Origin of the sequence: Wolbachia endosymbiont of Rhagoletis indifferens, assembly GCF_048537595.1 — a bacterium.
Classification (GTDB): Bacteria; Pseudomonadota; Alphaproteobacteria; order Rickettsiales; family Anaplasmataceae; genus Wolbachia.
In genome coordinates, this window is the sequence record NZ_CP175923.1 from 277,629 (window position 1) to 299,580 (window position 21,952).

A 21,952-nucleotide genomic window follows, 5' to 3' on the forward strand; every position below is an offset into this window, starting at 1 on the left:
TAAATATATTAAAATCTAAAGTATAATGAAAACTTATTCAGAAATTCTTGAACACTTTCAAAGCTTAAATAAAAGTATTTCTCTTATCAGGAGGTGTCTTTGACATAGAAAAATTAAAGTTGCGTCTTGAAGAGCTTGACTCCCAAGCTGCAGATGATGATCTGTGGCAAGATAACCAAAAAGCACAAGAAATTTTAAAAGAACGTTCTAAAATTAAGAATGACGTAGAGTCGTTTTTAAAGCTGGAAAGCGACTACAGTAACGCTATCGATTTAATGAAATCCGCTATTGATGAAAATGATGAAGAATTTTTCTCCGAAGTTGAAAATGAACTGGTAAAGTTAGAAAAATTAATCAAGTGTAAAGAAACAGAATCCTTATTTACTGGTGAAGCAGATAACAATGACTGCTTTTTAGAAATCCACTCAGGAGCTGGCGGAACCGAGAGCAATGATTGGGCTGAAATGCTGATGCGCATGTATGTAAGGTGGGCAGAAATTTATCACAACTTTAAAGTTGAAGTTGTAGAAAAATTAGAAGGAGAGTCGGTTGGTATAAAGTCCGCAATGATAAAAATCGTTGGAGAAAAAGCTTATGGGTGGGCAAAAAGTGAAAGTGGAATTCACAGGCTGGTTAGAATATCGCCGTTTGATGCAAATGGTAAACGTCATACCAGTTTTGCAAGTGTAGGAGTAACTCCAGTGATAGAAGATTCAATTGATATTGCTGTGGATGAAAAGGATCTGAAAATCGACACCTACCGTGCTTCCGGAGCAGGCGGTCAGCATGTGAACAAGACTGAAAGTGCGGTACGCATTACGCATATTCCAACTGGTGTTGTAGTTCAATGCCAAAATGGTCGTTCTCAACACAGAAATAAGGATGAGGCGTTAAAATTACTTAAAGGACGTTTATACCAAATTGAACTGGAAAAAAAAGAACAAAAGATGGCTGAAGAGTATGGTAAAAAATGCGATATAGGCTGGGGCAATCAGATCAGATCGTACGTTATGCATCCATATCAAATGGTGAAAGATTTAAGAACTGGACATGAAGTAGGCAATATAAATTCTGTTTTTGATGGTAATATAGACTGTTTCATAGTTAGTGTGCTTACTAAGCAAAATTAGACTTTTATAGCTAAAGTAATTTAGGCTTACCGACAACCGTCATCCCGCTGCTTGTTAGCGGCTAAGAGATACCACGGCGGTATGACGTAGGGCTGCTGTCATTCCGCTACTTGTTAGCGCCTCGGCGGTATGACATGGGGCTGTCTAGCTATAAGAATTCATTTGGTGGTATTACATATAGCATATTAAAACCTAGTACTAAAATGGACGAAACGAAAGAAGCGCAAAACGTAAATGAAAAGAAGGAGCTGTGTAGAGAAGGTTGACACAGTTGTTATAAATTTCCACTAGGCAGCCAGTGCCCAGACTACTTGGATCCAGAAAACTTAACTTTATACCAGGTAATAAGAACTGGATCCCAGACGGCTTTGTTGCATCGCTAGCTATGATGGATTAAAGATAAAAAAGATGGAGAATATCAGTAGCTTATTATTCTGGTATTTATAACAAGAACGGTCAGTGAATACCTAAATTTGAGTAAAAGAAATTTCACTACCACTCACTAATCCGGCTAAAATTCAAGAATTTCAATGCTTTAGCTATTTTCAATAGAATTAAGTTTATTAATATAAATAATAAATTACTATTCTTAAATTTGATCAGATTGATTGCAAAAAAACAAGATTTTCAATAGGTTGCTTATAATCCTAGCTATAGTTAGCCTTTCATAAGTAGCGATGCAACAAAGCCATCCCAGACTGGGATGACAAAAAAAGGAGCACTGGAATGACACCATTCGTTGTGTTTAACAAAGTTCGTACTTAGCTTCATGTTAGCCATAAACATTAAGAAATTTACCAAGCGAAAAAAAAGGCAAAAGAAGCCCCGTTGGTGACTAGTTATTTATATGTACTTCAAAATATTGGCGTTTTTTATTCTAAATGCTGCAATTTAGCTGCTTTTAAATGCAACTAACCTAAATTATAAACGTTAAGAAATTTACTAAGTGGAAAAAAAGGCAAAGAAACCCCAGGGTAGCTAGTATTCAAGTTCTCCCTTGTCTATTTGACGTCTTTTACTGTCTTAAACGCTTTATAAGCGCGTTTCAGCTTATATAGGTAGAAACCTAGAAGTTTTATAAAGACATGAGGTGCACATAGTGCAAAAATTAAGCATGATTTACGCCAAATACATTAAGTTTTTTGTCATTAATCCACTGCAGAGATTGCGAAGATAAATAAATAGCTTCAGTTTCATGGTAAGAGGGCTGACGGAGTTTGTCAAGCTATTTTTTGTAGCTCTCATAAGCTGGATTCCAGTTGCATGACAAGATGGAGTGCCTTTAGTGTCATCCCAGTTTGGGATCTCTTATTCCATTTTATCAACAGTTTGTTTTGCAGTATCAAACAATTTTAATCCTATAATCCCGAATGTAACTAAAATAAAGCATATTACTTCGAATAAATTAACTGGTTCATTAAATAGGTAAACTCCAAGTATCGAAGCTCCTATAGCGCCCACTCCAGTCCAAATTGCATAGCATACTCCGATAGGTATAGAACGTGTAGCGAGCGAAAGTAAATACGTACTAAGAGCCATGGAGAATATGCTAATTATTGATGGTACAAGATGAGTAAATCCATAACTATGCTTAAGTGTTCTGGGTCATAACACTTCAATTAGTGACGATAAGAGTAAATATATCCAATTCATGCATAAATTTTTAGGTTTAAATAGAGAGCTTTAGCCCTATGGTTCCTATTACAATTAAAACGATACATAAAACTTGAGATAAATTAATATTCTCTGTGAAAGTGGTTGCACCAATTATAGTTATTCCAATTGTGCATATTCCAGAGGAAACTGCATAGCATACTCTAATAGGTAGAAAGCATGCTGCAAGAGATAAAAAGTAAATGCTAATGATCATAATTACCAATGTTGCAATCGAAGGCACAACTTTAGTAAAACTGTTACTAAACTTTAGCGTTACAGCCCACAGTATCTCTAGGATACTGGACAGCAACAAATATAACCAGCACATTTTCGTAACATTTCAATCTTGTATTGTAACAGAAATTGTTAGTTAAAACTACACTAAAGTGCAATAGATCTCTCTTTCGAAATTACTTTAATATCAAACTTAAAACAACATTCTAAAAAACTTTTCTACGAAATTCAATTCCTGTACGTCATTTGCTGCATAAAGTGGTGTAGTTTGTTGTTCAATGCCTGGTATTTCTACAAAAACTTTGCCCACTTCTTGACCTTTTTTAATTGGTGCAGGTATCATATCTTTATATTCAATACGCACCTTAATTTGGTCATGCAATTTGCGGTTGTAAGTTATGGTAACATCGTTTGCAACTGTGACAGGTACTTTTCTATCTTTCCCATAAAGAACATTTACTTCCTCAACTACACTGTCTTTAACGAATATTTTCTTAGTATTAAAATGATTTAAGGAGTATTGTATCAGTCTTTTTGCTTCTTCTATTCGCTCTTTCTCAGTGTTTAAACCATTTACGACAGCAAAAATTCTCCTATCATTTCGTTTTGCAGATGCTACAATGCCGTAACCACCAGCATTTGTATAACCGGTTTTTAAACCGTCAACCCCAATGTCGTGAAAAAGTAGAAAATTTTTATTCTTTTGTGCAATTTCATTATATGTCAAATATTGTTCAGAAAATAAATCATAATATTCAGGAAAATCGGTGAAAATCCTTTTTGCCAGTATTACCAAGTCTTTTGCGCTCATGAAATGATCTCCATCTGGCCACCCGCTTGAGTTGACAAAATGACTGTCATTCAGATTCAAATTTTGTGCAACCTCATTCATTTCAGCCACAAAATTCTCTTCTGATCCTGCAATGCCCTCAGCTAGTGTTATGCAGGCATCATTACCTGAGACTATTGTAATTCCTTCAAGTAATTCCCTCACCGTAACAAATTGACCTTCTTTCAAAAACATAGAAGAGCCTTTTCTTTCCCACGCTTTTCTGCTTACTCGAAATTTATCCTCCATATTTATTATTCCAGCTTTTAGATAATCGAAGGCTATATATAAAGTCATTAGCTTGCTCATTGAAGATGGGGCCATTTTTTCATCGGAATTATGGTCAAAAATGAGCGAGTCTGAAGCTAAATCTAAAACTACTGCTTGCTTTGCTTTGGTTCTAAACTGGTATGAGTATGAAGAAAAAGGAAGTATGGAAACTAATAGCAAAATTACCAATCTGCTTAACATATTTATAATTTTAAATTTACAGTGTGCTAATTAATAGTATAATTTTACAGGGGCATTTCAATAGATCTCTTACATAAAAATTCCTTGACACATTTCGCCAGCCCCCTTATCATGGTACTGGAGGTATTCATTTATCTTCAATCTGTGCAGATTAAACGACAACAGTATTACGTGATTGGCGTCTTATTTTTAATTTTTTGCACTATGAGCACCTTATGTCTTCACAACATTTCTAGGTTTTTACCTATATAAGCTGAAACGCGCTTATAAAGCGTTTAAGACAGTATAGAACGCCAATTTGCAGGATTAGAGAGTGACAACTAGCTAACACGGGATATCTTTTGCCTTTTTTTCTGCTTAGTAAATTTCTTAAATATTTATGACTAAAGGTTAGTTGCATTAAAAAGCAGCTGAGTCGCGGTTATTAGACGTTTAAAATATAAAAAAACGCCAATGTTTTTAAATAGATATTAATCGGGGCTTCTTTTGCCTTTTTTTTCATTTGGTAAATTTCTTAATGTTTATAGCTAAAAGAGCCCAAGAGAGGTGTCATTCCAGTGCCCCTGTGATGTCATTCCAGTGCTTGACACTGGAATCCAGTTTTCCATATAATCTCATCGAAAACGTTGTAACCACTTTCTATGCTAGTTTGCTTGTAAACAAGCAAACTTTCCTGGATCCCAGTGTCTGGGCACTGGGATGACACCATTCTTTTTCCTGGATTCCAAACTGGGATGACAGCTAGCCTGACAACCGTCATCCCGCTACGTGTTAGCGGATGAGATACCGCGGCGGTATGACGGTTCGCGGCGGTATGACGATAAGCTCGTCCAAAAAAATCATAGCTGGGTTGACTTATATTACTTAGCTTTAAGATAGCTATGCTGAGATCCCGCTAACACGTAGCGGGATGACGAGAAAGGAGTGGCGGTATGACGTAGTAGCTATTTCTTGCAATCAAGTTTCATCAAAAGTCAGATTGCAGAGTTAAATCTTCTACCCAAATAACCACACACTCTACTTGCTTGTTTGGATATATCTCTTGTACTAAGGTTTTATAGATCAACATCTGTTTTTTTATTTCATTTAATGAGGAAACAGAAACGTTACGGTGTGATTTATAATCAATTATGATTGCTTTATCTTGCGTTATGCATAGCCTATCTAGTCGTACTAATACTGACTTGCCATCAATTGTTCCACTCAGTGTAATCTCTGATTTGCCTTCCAAGTCAAACAAATAGCCATATTTTTCATTAAAGGCTAATATTTTACTATAAATTTCATCCTTATCTTCGCTGGTGTTTATGTTATCAAGGTATTTTCTGACCCAATTTTTTCTCCTTTCTTTTTCTATCTTGGGCATATACTGTAATATGCTGTGGATTATTAAGCCTCTTGCATAACCATCTTTCATTTCAATGGTATCTTTTGTCATTCCAGTGCTCCTTTTTTTGTCATCCCAGTGCTCCAACACTGGGATCCAGGCCTTTTTTTCTCCAGGTTCCAGCGTCACGTGCTGAAATGGCACCGGAGAGTGAGCTGACACTTGTTCTCCTTCTTTTTTACTGGATCCCAGTGTCAAGCACTGGGATGACAGGGGAAGATGCTGGGATGACACCGAAGGGTGGGCTAAAGCTGGCGGAAGCGAAATCACTGGAACGTCAAAATAATCACGTTTTTTATAAATGTAAGGGTAGTTTGCATTCACACATAGCACTTCAACTTTTTCTTTAAATATTGGCTGTAAGTATGCTTGTTTCTTTTTATATGGTTCTCCATGCTGAGTGATTAGATCATACCAAGAGCCCTTTTGCACTGGCTCTTTACTTAAGATGTATAACTCATCTTCAGCACGCGTGAGTGCTACGTATAATAAACGCAAATATTCATTATAATCCTCTAGTTTTTTCTCTCTTTTTACTTGATCGCAATAAGCGTTGTTGTTTTTTCCACACCAAAATGGCACTTCTGTTCCATCAAAGATAATGCTTTCACTGTTTCTTGGCACTGTGTTTGTATCAACCAAAAATACTATGGGAGCTTGCAGACCTTTTGATTTGTGAATTGTCATTATTCGCACAGCATTGCGTTCTGATTGCATATCATTCTTAATCTCCGGGTTATTCTCCTTGATCCACTGAACAAACGCTTGAAGAGATGGGTTTTTAAATTGCAACACAAGGTTCATAAATTCGTCTAGAACCTCGAAGCACTCAAGACCTAGCCTTGCAGCAAATTTCTTCTTACCTGTACGCAATATATGTGTAAATAGTGCAAGAGGAGACTCTATGCGAGATAAGTTAATGAGATAGTTTAATTCACTATAGATAACCACAGAATAATCCTGAATTCTTTCCCATAGTGAATGCTCTTTACGATCATATGCAATGTTAAATAAATCATCCTCGGTAAAATTAAATAGTGGTGATTTTAAAGCATTTGCAAGAGCTAGATCATTTGCCTGGAGGAGTAAAAACTCGGCCAAAGCTATTAAGTCCTGCACGGCTATATAGTCCATAATTCTAAAATAATCTCGGCCTACAACTGGCACGTTTGCTTTTTTAAGTTCGCTTATTATGTAATCAACTAACACGTTTCGTTGTCGTACCAAAATCATAATGTCTCTTGGTTCTATATGGCGATCTTTAGCGACTAAAATCCGCCCTTCATTTAACCAATTGTGAATTCTGTTGGCTATTGTTTGAGCAAGTAATCGATCTGCTATTGTATAACCTTCCCTGCATGTCAGAGGAATTTGTAAAGCTTGCTGTTCTTTCTCTTTGCGCCTTGGTAACGCTGGCCAAATTTCAATATATCCTTGGTCATTTTCTCTATGTGGAACATGTTTTATTTCATTATCATTAAAAGATATTTCTGCGCGGAAGTTGTTAAATAATCTGTCTACAAGTGTTAAAATTTCTGGAGTTGAGCGAAATGACTTTTCAAGTTGGCATGATATCCAACCAGTTTTCGTATGAAAGTATTGTTGCATATAGTTAAATAGATGGGGATTTGCTCCTTGAAATCTGTATATGGACTGTTTTACGTCACCAACAACAAACAAGGTTCGCTTTTCATCATTGCCGGCAAAAAATTCATCGCAGAGATTTGTTATAATTTTCCACTGGCTGATGCTATTGTCTTGCGCCTCATCAACAAGAATGTGATCTATTTTTTGATCCAAGTTAAACAATATCCAATCTTTGTAGTTTGGATTGCTGAGAAGATTTGTTGCTAAGTCAATTATATCATTGTAGTCAAGCAGTGCATTTTTTGATTTTTCGCTACTATATAGATCAACATATACTTTAAATATACCAAGTAAGCTACTGGTTCTCTTGAATATTTGATAAGAGTCCATGTCTCTTATATGAGTAAACACTACATTCTGAACGCTCTCTATTATTTGCTCTGCATCTCTGAATTTCTCCAAAATACTTTTTGTTGCAATGGATGATATGCTCTTTTTTTCGTGCGATTCTGATTTGAGAAATACCTTGGCTAAATCTTCTATTCTGGTGTCTTTCCGCTCCATTCCGGTGTCATCCCAGTGCTTGACACTGGGATCCATATTTCTTTTTTTCTGGATTCCAGCGTCACGCGCTGGAATGACAGAGAGTGGTGGAATGATAGGAGATTTTACAAGGAATCTATTACACCAATCATAAAGTATTTCACTGTAACTCTGATCTCTTTTACTGCCTTCACTTAATATCTCGGCTAATTTTTTTATGTGCTCAGTCGTTCCACTCTGTAAATCATGAATCTCATCCGGAGCGTTGAGTTTATCTTTGATATATTCCGAATCATTTGCTGACGCAAATCTTTTTACACATAAAGTATAAAGCAAATCGCGTAATTTATTTTCATCAATTTCAGTTGCAATGAAGTTTATACTATCTTGCACAGCCTCATTATGAAGCACTTTATTGAATATGATGGAATGTAATTCTTTACATTCACTCAGCGTACAATTTGGGGCGATGCCAGCTTCTATGGGAAAGTTGGAAATTAATTTGTAACAGAAAGCGTGTATGGTTTGTATAGTTAAACCAAGATTTTCCAGTTCGGAGAAAAGCCTTCTCGCTCTTGCTAAATAACGATCAAGTGCTTCATTTTTTCTGGATCCCAGTGTCACGCACTGGGATGACAAATAAGGGTGCTGGGATGACAAGTAGGGGTGCTGGGATGACATCGAAGGGTGGGCTACTGGATTTTCACTTAAATCGTGGTTATGTGGTGCTATCACCTCAGCATCATTCTCCGTTATTTCTGCGTCATCCCCTGTCATCCCAGTGCTTGACACTGGGATCCATTCTTTTTTTTTACTGGATTCCAGCGTCACGCGCTGGAATGACATTGGAAAGAAATCTAGTTGTTCTAGATCTGCCACCAACACACTCTCTGAGCATACCGCCCACTTGCTGAGTATGCTGTGAATGCGATTCTCCATCTCGTTTGCTGCAGCATTGGTGAACGTTAAGCAAAGAATATTTCTTTTGTTTTCTAATAAAAGTCTCAATACTCTGTCTATTAAGATTTTTGTTTTGCCTGTACCAGCGGACGCATTTACCCATACAGAGAAATTAGGATTTATGGCATTTGATCTCATCAGAAGTGCGAAAACCTTATAGAAGTTGACTAAAATAGCATTATACATATAATGTAAAAATAGTGTTAGTGAAGATATATAATGAAAAGTTTTTGTGTAAAGGCGCCTGCAAAAATCAATCTTTTTTTGCATGTTGTAAATAAGAAGGAAACAGGATATCACTTGATTGAGGGTTTGTTTGTCTTTGCTAATCTCTCTAATTTTTTGGAAATAAAAGTAGGTGAGAAGGATTCTAGATACGATAACTCTACAGTTGAATTTATAAACTCCGAGTCTAGAATAAATAACCAGTATAACACTGTAATGAAAGCGGTTAATCTGCTGCTTAGACATGCTCCAGTGCGTACTAGAGTTTCTATCAGAGTTGTAAAGAACATACCAATTGCTGCAGGACTCGGTAGCGGGTCCTCAGATGCTGGAGCTGTGGTACGTACGCTAGGGAAGCTGTGGGAGATTGATAGGACGATTTTAAATGAAATAGCCTTAAACGTTGGTGCTGATGTTCCAGCAAGTGTAGATAGCAAGCCTGTTTTTGTTAGAGGTATTGGCGAAGAATTGTGCTATGTCCAAAAATTTTCCTTACCCACAAATGTGGTGCTTGTGAAACCGAAAAAAAAGTTTTTGAGTACACCAGAGGTATTTTCCAAACATGAAGGAGAATTTTCTGAGCCAATTAAATGGAGCGATGACGCTGAAAAGGATTTGTTGAAGCTTCTTAAAGAGACGAGAAACGATCTTCAAGAAATAGCAATAAGCCTTGTACCTGAAATTAAGGATGTGATATCAACACTTAAGTCACAAGAAGGCTCTATACTTTCTCGCATGTCAGGCAGTGGTGTATCATGCTTTGGAATATTCGATAGTGAGGAAAATGCAAAAGCTGCTGCAGCTAATATCAGAAAAAAGCAACCAGAATGGTGGGTATGTGACACTCAATTAATAGTTTGACTTTATGGATATAACTCCCTTAATTTCCGAGAATAAAAATCTTATAAATGGTTACAGGGAAGGAAAATTTTTGGTGAATAATAGAGAGTATTGCGGCTCAATTATAATTTTTCCTGAAAAGGTGATTGAATTGAAAGAAAGTGATATAAATAGCAAGGAACATTTTAAATCTTTTTTAACAGAGGAAATAGAAATTTTGATAATAGGTACTGGTAAAACACGCAATATACTAAGTTCTTCAGTGAAGTCCTATCTTATGGAACAAAAAGGTTTAAATTTTGAATTTATGACAACCGGTGCAGCATGCAGAACCCATAACATTTTGATATCCGAAGATAGATTTGTTGTCAGTTATCTAATAGCCATATAGCATGCTTGAAATGTTTACCCAGGACTTTTTCATCAACAGTCTAGTTGCAGTAGTCGTAATTAGCCTAGTAACAGGCGCTTTAGGATCGTTTATGATATGGCAAAGGTTATCTTATCTTGGTGATAGTTTGTCCCATTCTTCATTGCTCGGTGTTGCACTTGCTTTGATTTTTAAGATTAGCCCATCGCTTAGCATAATGCTCATTGCAATTACATTTGCTATACTACTTTCTCTTAATTTTAACAGATTATATTCTGCTGATACGATATTGAACATTGTTACCAATGTAGTTTTATCATCGAGTTTAATACTTATGTCTTTTCTTCCATCGGGCAATAATAGTATTATTAGCTCACTGTTTGGTGATATATTAACGCTCGATCAAAGTGATATAGTATTGATTTTTTTAACCTCTGTAATAGTTACTTTGATATTAATATTTAGATGGCGTTATTGGTTAATGATTTCAATTAATCAAGATTTAGCAGTAGTTGAGAAGATTAATGTTAATTTTGTTAGACTAGAATTTTTAATCACTCTTGCTATATTTATAGCAATTGCTGCCCAATTAATAGGAATATTACTCATTGCTGCATTTTTGCTAATACCAGCAGCATCTGCAAGGCTCATCTCAAAAACTCCGATGCAGATGATTATTGTTGCAACAGTTTTTTCTGTGATTTCTGGGATATCGGGTCTGATGTTATCTGCAAGTTTTGATTTGTTAACTGGACCTGCAATTATACTTGTTGCAGCTGTATATTTAATTATCGCTTATTTTATAAGGCTAGTATTAAGCAGGTTGGCTTAATTTTAATCTCGAATGTTAATAATTTTGTAATATACTCATTATAAAACATCACTATCTTAGCACAAAATAGTCTTTGCTATATTATTGTTTATGTGCTAATGGTAAGGTGTTAATTTTATGGAGTAAGCAATATGAGCGAAGAAGGATTTTTTTCCAAATATATATCTCAACCTGTGAAAAAATTTTATAATTATATTACAGGAAAAACAAAAGAGTCGGATAATGTGCAGAGTACGGCAGATGATGTGCACAATATTGCGCAAGAAAACTCAGAGTCTTTGGATGCTCATGTACAGTCAAATGAGAATGATATCATATAGATGGCATGAGGGTCACACCATCCAAAGTTAAAAAATTCCTAGAGAAACCTGATGCTTTAAGTGGTGTGTTAATTCATGGAAGTGATAACAGTAGGGTTGGTTTTTATGTACAAGAAATAATTGCTAATTTGGATGAGTATTCAGTTCAGGTGATGGATTTTGCAATAGTGAATAAGTCACCCTGTTTACTGTTTTCTGAATTGGCAAACATTTCGATGTTTACCAGCAAAAAATTAATTAAGCTGATAAATGTGAGTGGAGGTATATCCAAAGAGTTAAAAAACGTATTGGATTATAACGCAAGTGGTCACTATGTAATGATGGTAGCAAGTGATCTTTCATATAATTCTGCGACTAAAAGTTATATGGAGAGTTCAAAAATTTTTGGTGTAATTGCTTGCTATAAAGACAGCAACAGCAATCTTTGTGACATTATATCAAGTTACTTAAAACAAAATGATATAAAATGCACAAATGAGATAATCTACCATTTGCAATCTTACTTTAACCATAGAAAGCTGCCTATATGTTCAGAACTTGAGAAGTTAGTTTTGTATCTAGGGGAGAGAAAAGACCTAAAACTTACTGATATAGAATTATGCTTTTCAACTTCTGGTAACGACTATGCTACACTTGATGATCTATGCTCTGCCATAGCAAGTAAAGATATATCGCGCTTCATTAGAATTTCTGATGCATTGATATCGCAAGAAAATTTTTCACCGATAGCGCTAATTCGCATTATATCAAATTATTTCCTACGCCTTGAAAACGTTTTGCTGTCAGTGCAAGGTGGAATGAGTGAGCAGGCTGCGATTGATCAGCTAAGCCCTCCATTGTTTTTTAAACAATTGCAGAGCTTTAAATCTCATTTGAAAAGTTTGCAACTTTCAGAACTTAAGAAGATCTTGGGAAAATTGATAAGCTTAGAAGTTACTTGTAAAAAAACTGATTTAGATCATAAAATGATTTTTCAACATGAGATTTGTCATATTACAAATACAATTACTTGCTATAGCTAACAAAGATAAGGTGTAATCAGACTGCATTCTGTGGTTTTTAGCAAAACACGATCTTTCATTTGAGCTTTCTTCAATTTAAAGTAAATACAGAAAATTGCTGCCTATAGCTAAACTGACTTAGATTTACCGACAATTTGAAAAACCGTTATTCCGCTACGTGTTAGCGGGATCTATGCTAAGAGATACCGTGACGGTATGACGGTTCGCGGCAGTTGTAAGTTAAAAATATATGACGCGTTAGCTATAGCTATCTTCAAAAATATGATTGAATAATTATTAATAATAGTGTATAATTATTAATATTTTTAAGCACTTTTGCTATGGCTCTTTCAAAATTTCTCGATCCTCGCAATGATTTGTGTTTCAAAAAAATCTTTGGAACGGAAAAAAATAAGAATATCCTGATCCACTTTTTGAACGATATTTTAGGGTTTACTGAGATAAATGCAATACAAGAAGTTGAGTTTCTTAGCACTATTATGGATCCCGAAGTTGCCTCTGATAAACAAAGTATTGTTGATGTTCTCTGCAAGGATTCTCACGGAAATAGATATATAGCAGAAATGCAGCTCGCTAGAGACAAGGGCTTTGAGAAACGTGCCCAACTGTATGCTGCTAAGGCTTATTCAAGACAATTAGATAAATCTGGCAACTACATTGATTTAAAGAAAGTCTTCTTTATTGCTATATCAAATTGTAGCTTACTTCCTGAAGAAGTTGGTTATATCTCTACTCATAATATACGTGATATAAAAACCAACGGCCATTACTTAAAAGATTTTCAATTTATCTTTATAGAATTGCCCAAATTTTCAAAAAGTAAAGTAGAGCAGTTAGAAAGTATAGTAGAAAGGTGGTGTTTCTTTTTTAAATACGCAGAAGAAACAACAGAAGAGGACTTAAAAGAGATAGCAGAAAAAGCACCAATAATAAAGCTAGCATATGATGAGTTAGATAAGTTTCGTTGGAACGAAAAAGATTTAGTAGCTTACGAAGAAAGGATAATGGATCTACGGAAAGAAGAAGCCATTCTTGAATACAGACTTGATCTTGCTACTGAAAAAGGCAAAAAAATTGGTAAAGAGGAAGGAAAAACTGAAGGGAAAATTGAAGTCGTAAAAGCAATGCTGGCTAATAATGTTGATGTCAACACTATTGTCAAGTTTACTGGCCTTTCTATTAGTGAGATTGAAGAATTAAGTGGAAATCTGTGAACGGTTACACTTGGAAAACCTTTGTGGCATAATTTAAGTGGGCAGCGTAGTCTACGATTACCGCATAATTTACTATATAGATATTCCAGAACATACAGACTTCAATTGAACACAGAAAAGATTCTTATCAAAGTTAATTACCCTTATTATCAATAACTATTAGCTACAGACCAGTTCTTGTTAAGTTACAGTAAAGAAATGAGTCATATATAGCTAAACTGACTTAGATTTACCGACAATTTGAAAAACCGTCATTCCGCTACTAGTTAGCGCCGCGGCGGTATGACGTGTTGCTTGGGTCAGCTATAGCTAAAGTAACTTAGGTTCACCGACAATCGTCATTCCGCTACTAGTTAGCGCCGCGACGGCATGACGTGTTGCTTGGGTCAGCTATAGAATATAGATCAGAAGTGACAGAGCTTAAAAAAAGGCATAACATTCTTAATAAACGTAAAAAGCTTTATGAAAATCAGAGTTGGAGTAATAGGCTGCTTAGGCAGAATGGGCAAGAAAATACTCAATGAATTAATTACAAATGCCGAAGTGGAAATAGCAGGTGCTGTTGCCCGTTCAGGCAGTAAGTACATAGATTCAGATATTGGACCAATTATAGGCTGCGGTTCCAATCTAGGAATTAAAGTTACAAGTTCTATTAGTGGCATATTTGAGTCATCTGACGTTGTAATAGATTTTACAACTAAAGAATGTATGTTAGACTGCCTTAAAGCAGCTGTAAAATTTAAAACACCGCTGGTTAGTGGCACAACTGGAATAGAAGGTGTCGATTTGAAAGAATATGCTGCTGAAGTTCCAATATTATGGTCAGCAAATATGAGTGTTGGGGTTAATGTATTGCTGAAATTGGTAAAAAAAGCTGCTGAGCTTTTAGGTAATGAATATGACGTTGAAATTTGGGAAATGCATCACAACTTAAAAAAGGACTCACCATCTGGAACAGCTATGGAACTTGGCAAAACAATTGCTAACGCTTCAAAAGTGGATTTTCAGTCCAATCAATATCTACATAGCGGTTCAAACATAAGAAAAAAGGGGGGAATAGGTTTTGCAGTATCTCGTGGAGGTGGAGTAATAGGAGATCACAGTGTGATGTTTGTTAATTCTGATGAACGGATAGAACTAAACCACAAAGCAATTGATCGCACAACGTTTGCTAGAGGAGCTGTTCAAGCAGCAGTATGGCTATACGAAAATAAAAGAGAAATTCCGTGGCTCTATTCAATGCAGGACGTTATATGAGCGATGTACACGCTTCCGTTAACAATCTAAATCTTTGGTATGGCTCTAAACAAGTTTTATTCGATATAAATTTGAATATTTATAAAAGAAAAGTTACTACTTTTATCGGACCATCTGGGTGCGGTAAATCAACATTTTTGCGTTGTTTTAATCGTATGAATGACTATGTACCTGGATGCAAAACTGTTGGTGAATTAGATATCGATGGGCTGGGTGATATATATTCACGCGATATGGATGTTGTGCTACTCAGAGCAAAAGTTGGCATGGTATTTCAAAAGCCAAATCCTTTTCCAAAATCAATATATGACAATGTTGCTTATGGGCCAAAACTGCATGGTATGGTGAAGGATAAGCAAAAATTGAATGAGATGGTGGAAAATAGTTTAACTAAAGTTGGCTTATGGGAAGAATTAAAAGACAGATTGCAAGATAGCGCACTCAATTTATCTGGTGGCCAACAACAGAGGCTATGCATCGCTCGCGCAATTGCAGTGAAGCCAACTATTTTATTAATGGATGAACCGTGCTCTGCTCTTGATCCAATGGCAACCAATGCAATTGAAAATCTTATACAAGAGCTGAAATTAAGATTTACCATAATTATGGTAACTCATTCAATGAAACAAGCTAAAAAGTTATCTGATAGTGTAATTTTCTTTCATAATGGCAAGATCGTTGAATCTGGAAGCACTCAAGAAATATTCGAAAATGCTCAATCTCCCTTAACAAAGGAGTATATCCTGGATCATTAAATTTCTGTCATCAAAGTAGCTTGACTACTTTAAAAAATGTACCCGTATGCCGTATCTGTCGTTCAGCATGGTATAGCTAAACTGACTTAGATTTACCGACAACCGTCATCCCGCTGCTTGTTAGCGGGATCTATAGCTAAAGTGGCTTAGGTTTACCTACAATTTGAAAAACAACAAATTCGTCATTCCGCTACTAGTTAGCGGATGAGATACCGCGGCGGTATGACGTAGGGAAACCTGACTTGCACTAGCTATAGATCTAAAGTGAAACTTGAGTGAGAAATATTTAAGTAATAATTTTCCGCCACAAACAATACTTTCTTTGTTTGCTAGTGCAATAGAAGTCTAATCTACTTTCAATTCCCCAGTATGTAAACTGCGCGGTAAGGACTCTAATTCCTTTGCAGCACTTAAACTTTTATTTTTTGCATGTATACCAAGCTTATTGAATTCTCGAGCAGCAGGAAACACTCTTGCTTCAAGCGAACCAGCGGTTTTATTGTAATGATCGACAGCGCTTTTTAAGCTCCTGCGCAAATTATCAAAGTTTTCACCCATTGTGCAAATGCGCTCATATAAAATATGACCTAGTTCACTGATTTTCTTTGCGTTTTCAGCTATCATCTCCTGCTTCCATCCATACGCTATTGCTCTCAGCAACGCAATTAGAGTGATCGGTGTTGCAATGATCACTTTTTTTTCCACTCCAATCTCTATCAAAGCGGGCTCATATTCCAGTGCTGCGCTAAAAACCCCCTCCCCTGTTAAGAAAAGTACCACAAGTTCTGGCGTATTTTCAAATTGATTCCAATACTCTTTTTTACCCAAGTCATTTATGTGTTTTTTTATTGCCAGGGAATGGTTCTTTAATTTCTCCTTTTGTATTTGCAAATCATTTTGTGATATAGCATCCATGTAAGAATCAAGCGGCACTTTAGCATCTATTATTATTTGCTTTCCAGATGGCATTTTGATTATTAAATCAGGACGCAATAAATTATCCTCGTTTTTATCAATCACTGACGGCTGAGTAAAAAAATCGCAATACTCAATCATTCCTGCCATTTCTACCACTCTTTTGAGTTGCATTTCACCCCATTTGCCCCTAATGTGAGGTTTCCTCAGGGCATTAGCAAGGTTGGAAGTTTGGTTCATCAGCGCTCCAATTTGCTCCTTTAAACCTTCATAGGCCCCTACCCTCTCCTTTTCTAGCTCACGTATTTCATTATCGAATTTTTCTAATTTTTCTTTTATTGGAGTTACAACTTCGTTGATCGTTGCTTGTCTTTTTTTGAAATCGCTTTCCGTTTCTTTTAATTTACTATCGATTACTTCCTTTGCTAAGTTCAGAAAATTATTGTTATTTGTTTGCAAAGCATCAAGAGAGAGCGCTTTAAAAGTGTTTGTTAATCTCTCCTCTGCTTTTGTTAGTAATTCTATTTCCTTTTTCTTTTCCTCACGTTCTTTTTGCAAAGTTACTTCAAGTTCTGCTCTTTTGACCCTTAAATCAACTATTTCTTCATTCTTCGTAAGCAAACTTTGCTTTGTTTCTTGAAGTTCTTGCTCTAATTTACATAAATTACCCTCAAGGTTTGCTTTCTTTTCGCTCAGTTTTTTTACGATAATGTAGAAAAATAGTAATAGAGAGACAACCAGAGCTATAGAATTGAAAAGCATCAGAATAAAAAAACTGCGTTTACAATTCTATATGATTTTTGTGTATATAAGAAAGAAAAAAAGGAGCACCTCTTGAGGTGCTCTTTTTGAAGATTTAGCTATTACAGTAACTGTTAGATGCTATTTCTACGACCAATACAAGCAGTTCGTGGTTGCACTTCTGACTCAGTAGTTTCTGAATTTGGTAACCAAGGTTGATTTTCTTCTGCATCAAAAAACTCCTCTTCTAAAGCAGCAGGTGAGTTTGCTCCCTCTGGAATAACAATATCATTAATAGCAGTACCATTAACTTGAGATTTACTTGGTACTTGACTTCTCGGTTGACTAGTTCCACCTGCTTGATTTGTCTTGTTACCAGACTTCCACCCTGATGAAATTTTTCTTGCAATCCATGAAATCCCTGTGTGATCAGCAATCCACTTAAAAAACTTTTTTATGTTTTTCCACATATTTTACTCCTTAAATTAATAATAAATTAACTGAATTATTTCATAAATAGTATAACATGTCAACTATTTTTTACTTTAAAGAGAAAATAGACTTCTCACATTATATAGCTAACCCAAGAAAGGTTTTCCTACGTCATACCGCGATTTATTCGCGGTATCTCAGCATAGATTCCGCTAACAAGTAGCGGAATGACGAATTTTTGTTTTTCAAACTGTCGGTAAATCTAAGTCAGTTTAGCTATATGTGTCAAGCACTGGAATGACATCGTCGTAACATTATACCGTATTACAATGTTCGTACAGTAAGCCATAGGATGGAGCTATACAAAAAGAAGTAAAACGGCTATAAAGATGATGCTGCGGAAGTTTTTAGTACTTGCTCGCAACTTTCAACAATTTAATAGCACTGGTGTTTACAACCTCTCCGCCGACACGCTTAGTGACAAAAAACCTCACATAAGGTTTATTCGTATAAGGGTCTCTTAATATTCTCATTCCTCTGTTATCTACAATCTTATAAGCTTGTTTGAAATCTGCCATCGCAATTACTGGTAGCTGAATGTTTGATGCAGGTGGCATATCGGCAGACTGGTATACTGGCACTCCCATTAAGGTATCTGGAGCTTCAAGCGACAAACTTGGTTGCCAAAGATATTGACCTGTTTGAGCTTTTAGTAGCCTAACATTCTTCAACGTACTCCTGTTCATCAAAAATGATGCGTTTTTGGAATAATATTCGTCCAGAGAGTAATACAACACCATTATTGAATCGCTATCCAATTTTTCAGTTTTAACTTGCTCTATTTTATTATAACTGTTTCCATTTTCATAAGCTAAAATCCCTTTTGGTTGAAAAGTGCCCTCACCCTTAATGAAGGCTTCGCTTTCTTCCTTGCTAAAAGTCTCGGCAATCTTTTCCACCAGCCAACTCTCAACATCGACAAACGCATCATCGAGTAACTTTTGTGATATCTGTGGTTGAGCATATAACTCGTAAGTTGTTATGGAAATTTTTTGGATTTTAGGTGTGTCCGTATCTTTTGCAAAATCATACTTAGATTTATTACCACCGTCCTCATCATCTACTGTTTCACTACTCCAACCTGCACCGGCACGGTCAAAATCTTCTATAATGTAATCCAATGTTTCAGTAGAGATTCTTTGACTGGAGCATATTTGTCGCATTGGGGACGAATCAGTTACGCGCTTGTTTATGCGTTTTACAATATGCGGAGTAACTAGATACCCTCCGATATCATTATCATCTCCACTGAGGGTTTTGTGTGATAAACCGCTTTCCATTCCCTTGCGGATATAATCAGAAAAATATTTATCGCTTGTGCTAAAATCTGTATTTACTTCTGGACGTTGAGCTGCAGTTTCGATCAAGTCTAAACGCTCTTTGCAACTATCAATGGTATTATTTACCTTGCATAGCTGCTCAATTGTTGCAGAATCAGCACGCCCTTTGCTTTCAATTTCTTTTAGTTTGCGATCATTTATTAATTTAAATTGCTCCCATGATGAAGCGAGTTCATTGATACGGTGAGCGATATCGGTAAGTGACATAATAGCCTCCTTTGAAAATGAAAATATAGTTAAAAATTTCCTCAGTGTTGCGCTACCTCGGGTGCAGTTTGTGCCTACTCTTTCTTTAGAATTTAAAGGAAAAATCTCGTCATTCCGCTACTTGTTAGCGGAATCTATGCCGAGATACCGTGGCGGTATGACGTGTTAGCTATAGCTGAGATACCGTGGCGGTATGACATAACGACAAATTCGTCATTCCGCTACTTGTTAGCGGAATCTATGCCGAGATACCGCGGCGGTATGACGTGTTAGCTATAGCTGAGATACCGTGGCGGTATGACGTACTAGCTATAGAAAATGCTCATTGGAATGGTAAAAACCTCGAAAACAATGTGGCACTACTAAATAGTACCACGCTAGATATTATAAACTTAATTTAATAATTAAATTAAGCGAGGTAAAATGAAAGATAATAACACTATATGACGTTCGTTTTTTTGTGTCAAGCACTTTTTTTATCTGCTTCAATTAGATAAGGGATTTCAATATTAATTCTGCACTACTTGCAGTTTTTGTAATGGGTCTGCCAATGACGATATAATCAGCTCCTGAATTTATTGCTTCTCTTGGTGTTGCTGTTCTTTTTTGGTCGTCATGACCTGGATCTATACGAATTCCTGGAGTAATAATTTTAAAGTCTTCACCGCATTCTCGGCGCACTTCTTGAGCTTCCAATGCAGAACAGACTATTCCATAGAGTCCAATCTTTTTTGCAAGCTTTGCAAGCAAAATTACCTGTGATTTTGCCTCTCTTGCTACTCCAAGCTCGTTTAAATCCTCATTGCTCATACTAGTTAGCACCGTTACTCCAATCAGCTTTATTTTTGTGCCTTGCACTACACTTAGCGCTTCTTCAAGCATTTTTGTTCCACCGCTGATGTGCAGAGTTAACATTTCAACGTTCAGAACTTTTATTACTTCAACTGTTTTAGCTACAGTGTTTGGAATGTCATGCAATTTCAGATCTAAAAAAATTGGTACATTGCATTTTGCAACTTCTTGCACTCCAGAGAGACCATGAGCAGCAAAAAATTCTAATCCCAGCTTTACCATGCCAACTTTACCACACAGAGCATTAGCTAGAGAAATAGCCTCATTTAAGTCTTGTGTATCCAGTGCGCATATTATTGGGTTCATTATATACCTCCTTGTACAATTTTTTTTATAATAAGACTAATCATCGCACTTTACAAGTTCTACATTCCGGAATTGACTGCGTCTACAACGTTCTGCCCATGGTGAAATTGGCAACTTGGTCGGAGTGGATAAACAGCTGTTAGGTAATCCATATCCAGAATCTCCCTCGGATTCATATCCAGGATCTCCTGCATGTAAAGGAACAGATGTTTCGTTTGGCGATGATGCATATACAAGATCTTCCAGCAAAGAAGCAGGCGTTTCGTCTGACAAAAGTCGTGCAATTTCTTTTTGTAACGCAAACTTTAATATTTGAGTCGTGTTTAATATTGCTTTTTCATCATTATCTCCTGTTGGTCCTTCTATTTGGTCTGTTATACAGCTTATCAACAGTTGCATAAAATCTACTTGTTCTTTCTTCTCTTTCAAAAAACCTTCTTCAAGTTGTTCTATTTGAGTAGCTTGCTCCCGAAGTGAATCTTGTAACTCTTTTACCTCATTGTTACAATCTTTTCTTATTCCGTCTAACTCAGAAGATTGATTTTCAATTAAACCATTTGCTTCATCTAACTCTTTAAATCTCTTTTTTAATTCTTGAGATAAGTTTTTATTTTTCTGATTAATTTCTTTAAATCTACATTGTAACTCATCTAATTCTACATAAAGTTCTTCTTGTCTTTTATATAATTCTTCTTTTTTATTATATAATGTATGTTTTTCTTTACATAATTTTTCTGTTTCCTTACATAATTCCTCTTTTTCTTTAGATAATTTTTCTATTTCTTTATGAAATTCTTCATTTTTTAACTCTACATGTTTATTATTGTCTATTTTCCTTTTCAATTCCGTTATGCGTTCTTCTTTTTTAGCTATATCATTTTCTTTTTCTTGTAACTGTTCACATAAACGCGAGATTTTACAAAGTAATTCTTCTTCTTGCTCACCAAGCTCATCTTTTTCCTTCATTATTTTTTCTAATTTGCCTGTTATTTCAAATACACGGTTTATTTTAGCTTCTAATTTTTGCTCTAAAGATTCTTTTTCTTTAAGAAGAGATTCTCTCTCAACTTCTAACTCATTTACTTTCTGATTCAATTTTTTTGCTCTCTTGTCTAAATTTTGCTTTTCTCGAGTTAATTCACGTGATTGATTCTTTAATTTTTCCACTTCTTTGTTTGCAGCTTCTTTTGCCAGAGTTATTTTATTTTCTAACTCTTGCTCTTTTTGAGCGAATTTATTTCTCTCAATCTCTATTTTCTTATTATTACGAATTATTTTATATAAAAGTGCAAGCACCAAAATAGATAATGCAGCTAAAGCAAGAATTAGAGGAAGAGGCACATTAGAAGTTACAATAAGCGCTAAAGATGTAAGTAACGTCAAGGAACTAGCTATAAAATAAAATGTGTTAGCTTTGTTAAACAAATTGCTCATTACCCCTCCTCCATACACAAAGCAGTCTTGTAT

General features: G+C 35.8%; 21 protein-coding genes. 10 read left to right on the plus strand and 11 right to left on the minus strand.

What is annotated here, in order from left to right:
• The first annotated feature begins 25 nt into the window (after window positions 1-25).
• Window positions 26-1,130, plus strand: a protein-coding gene (gene prfB, locus ACJZL1_RS01355; protein WP_353285410.1) for a peptide chain release factor 2 whose coding sequence is annotated in 2 segments (ribosomal slippage) — window positions 26-100 and window positions 102-1,130 — 1,104 coding nt in all. Because the reading frame shifts where the segments join, the coding sequence is not laid out codon by codon here.
• A gap of 589 nt (window positions 1,131-1,719) precedes the next feature.
• Here prfB and ACJZL1_RS01360 read toward each other — a convergent pair.
• From ACJZL1_RS01360 to ACJZL1_RS01385, 6 genes are all read right to left on the minus strand, one after another.
• On the minus strand, window positions 1,720-1,863 hold the full coding sequence (locus ACJZL1_RS01360) for a hypothetical protein (protein ID WP_419247341.1): 144 nt from the start codon (window positions 1,861-1,863) through the stop codon (window positions 1,720-1,722).
• 575 nt (window positions 1,864-2,438) lie between these two features.
• A complete protein-coding gene (locus tag ACJZL1_RS01365; RefSeq protein WP_419247342.1) occupies window positions 2,439-2,669 on the minus strand; it encodes a DMT family transporter in 231 nt (76 codons plus the stop codon).
• Window positions 2,670-2,799: 130 nt separating this feature from the next.
• Window positions 2,800-3,099: a DMT family transporter gene (locus ACJZL1_RS01370; RefSeq protein ID WP_244262397.1), complete on the minus strand. Its 300-nt coding sequence runs from the start codon at window positions 3,097-3,099 to the stop codon at window positions 2,800-2,802.
• A 114-nt stretch (window positions 3,100-3,213) separates the two neighbouring features.
• Window positions 3,214-4,320: a D-alanyl-D-alanine carboxypeptidase family protein gene (locus tag ACJZL1_RS01375; RefSeq protein WP_419247343.1), complete on the minus strand. Its 1,107-nt coding sequence runs from the start codon at window positions 4,318-4,320 to the stop codon at window positions 3,214-3,216.
• Between the two features lie 571 nt (window positions 4,321-4,891).
• Window positions 4,892-5,080, minus strand: a complete 189-nt coding sequence (locus ACJZL1_RS01380) for a hypothetical protein (protein ID WP_419247344.1) — start codon at window positions 5,078-5,080, stop codon at window positions 4,892-4,894.
• Between the two features lie 207 nt (window positions 5,081-5,287).
• A complete protein-coding gene (locus tag ACJZL1_RS01385; protein ID WP_419247345.1) occupies window positions 5,288-8,935 on the minus strand; it encodes a UvrD-helicase domain-containing protein in 3,648 nt (1,215 codons plus the stop codon).
• 81 nt (window positions 8,936-9,016) lie between these two features.
• Here ACJZL1_RS01385 and ACJZL1_RS01390 point away from each other — a divergent pair, with 81 nt between their 5' ends.
• The 8 genes from ACJZL1_RS01390 (at window position 9,017) to pstB (ending at window position 15,632) form a co-directional block, all read left to right on the plus strand.
• Window positions 9,017-9,883: a 4-(cytidine 5'-diphospho)-2-C-methyl-D-erythritol kinase gene (locus ACJZL1_RS01390; protein ID WP_265035611.1), complete on the plus strand. Its 867-nt coding sequence runs from the start codon at window positions 9,017-9,019 to the stop codon at window positions 9,881-9,883.
• Window positions 9,884-9,887: 4 nt separating this feature from the next.
• Entirely contained in the window at window positions 9,888-10,253 is a 366-nt protein-coding gene (locus ACJZL1_RS01395; RefSeq protein WP_419247346.1) for an Mth938-like domain-containing protein, read from the plus strand.
• 1 nt (window position 10,254) lies between these two features.
• Window positions 10,255-11,064 (plus strand): metal ABC transporter permease, encoded by an 810-nt coding sequence (locus ACJZL1_RS01400; RefSeq protein WP_265025544.1) that lies wholly within the window; start codon window positions 10,255-10,257, stop codon window positions 11,062-11,064.
• A 131-nt stretch (window positions 11,065-11,195) separates the two neighbouring features.
• A complete protein-coding gene (locus tag ACJZL1_RS01405) occupies window positions 11,196-11,384 on the plus strand; it encodes a hypothetical protein (protein ID WP_419247347.1) in 189 nt (62 codons plus the stop codon).
• Window positions 11,385-11,389: 5 nt separating this feature from the next.
• Entirely contained in the window at window positions 11,390-12,406 is a 1,017-nt protein-coding gene (holA, locus tag ACJZL1_RS01410; RefSeq protein ID WP_419247348.1) for a DNA polymerase III subunit delta, read from the plus strand.
• Between the two features lie 320 nt (window positions 12,407-12,726).
• The gene (locus ACJZL1_RS01415; RefSeq protein WP_265025547.1) at window positions 12,727-13,620 is read left to right on the plus strand and encodes an Rpn family recombination-promoting nuclease/putative transposase; all 894 of its coding nucleotides are present in this window, start codon (window positions 12,727-12,729) and stop codon (window positions 13,618-13,620) included.
• A 462-nt stretch (window positions 13,621-14,082) separates the two neighbouring features.
• Window positions 14,083-14,877, plus strand: a complete 795-nt coding sequence (gene dapB / locus ACJZL1_RS01420; RefSeq protein ID WP_419247349.1) for a 4-hydroxy-tetrahydrodipicolinate reductase — start codon at window positions 14,083-14,085, stop codon at window positions 14,875-14,877.
• Window positions 14,874-15,632 (plus strand): phosphate ABC transporter ATP-binding protein PstB, encoded by a 759-nt coding sequence (gene pstB / locus ACJZL1_RS01425; protein WP_419247350.1) that lies wholly within the window; start codon window positions 14,874-14,876, stop codon window positions 15,630-15,632. The genes dapB and pstB overlap by 4 nt, the downstream gene beginning before the upstream one ends.
• A 345-nt stretch (window positions 15,633-15,977) precedes the next feature.
• Here the strand turns inward: pstB and rmuC are convergent, their stop codons facing one another.
• The 3 genes from rmuC to ACJZL1_RS01440 all read right to left on the minus strand — a co-directional run bounded on the left by rmuC (window position 15,978) and on the right by ACJZL1_RS01440 (window position 19,327).
• Window positions 15,978-17,309 carry a DNA recombination protein RmuC gene (rmuC, locus tag ACJZL1_RS01430; protein WP_265025550.1) on the minus strand — a complete coding sequence of 444 codons (1,332 nt, stop codon included), beginning with the start codon at window positions 17,307-17,309 and terminating at the stop codon, window positions 15,978-15,980.
• A gap of 113 nt (window positions 17,310-17,422) precedes the next feature.
• A complete protein-coding gene (locus ACJZL1_RS01435) occupies window positions 17,423-17,758 on the minus strand; it encodes a hypothetical protein (RefSeq protein ID WP_265025551.1) in 336 nt (111 codons plus the stop codon).
• A 369-nt stretch (window positions 17,759-18,127) separates the two neighbouring features.
• Entirely contained in the window at window positions 18,128-19,327 is a 1,200-nt protein-coding gene (locus ACJZL1_RS01440; protein WP_419247351.1) for a phage major capsid protein, read from the minus strand.
• 266 nt (window positions 19,328-19,593) lie between these two features.
• Between ACJZL1_RS01440 and ACJZL1_RS01445 the strand changes: the two genes are divergently transcribed.
• The gene (locus ACJZL1_RS01445) at window positions 19,594-19,728 is read left to right on the plus strand and encodes a hypothetical protein (RefSeq protein WP_419247352.1); all 135 of its coding nucleotides are present in this window, start codon (window positions 19,594-19,596) and stop codon (window positions 19,726-19,728) included.
• Window positions 19,729-19,816: 88 nt separating this feature from the next.
• Here the strand turns inward: ACJZL1_RS01445 and pyrF are convergent, their stop codons facing one another.
• A complete protein-coding gene (gene pyrF, locus ACJZL1_RS01450) occupies window positions 19,817-20,485 on the minus strand; it encodes an orotidine-5'-phosphate decarboxylase (RefSeq protein ID WP_265025553.1) in 669 nt (222 codons plus the stop codon).
• 36 nt (window positions 20,486-20,521) lie between these two features.
• Entirely contained in the window at window positions 20,522-21,919 is a 1,398-nt protein-coding gene (locus tag ACJZL1_RS01455; RefSeq protein ID WP_419247353.1) for a hypothetical protein, read from the minus strand.
• Window positions 21,920-21,952: the final 33 nt, after the last annotated feature.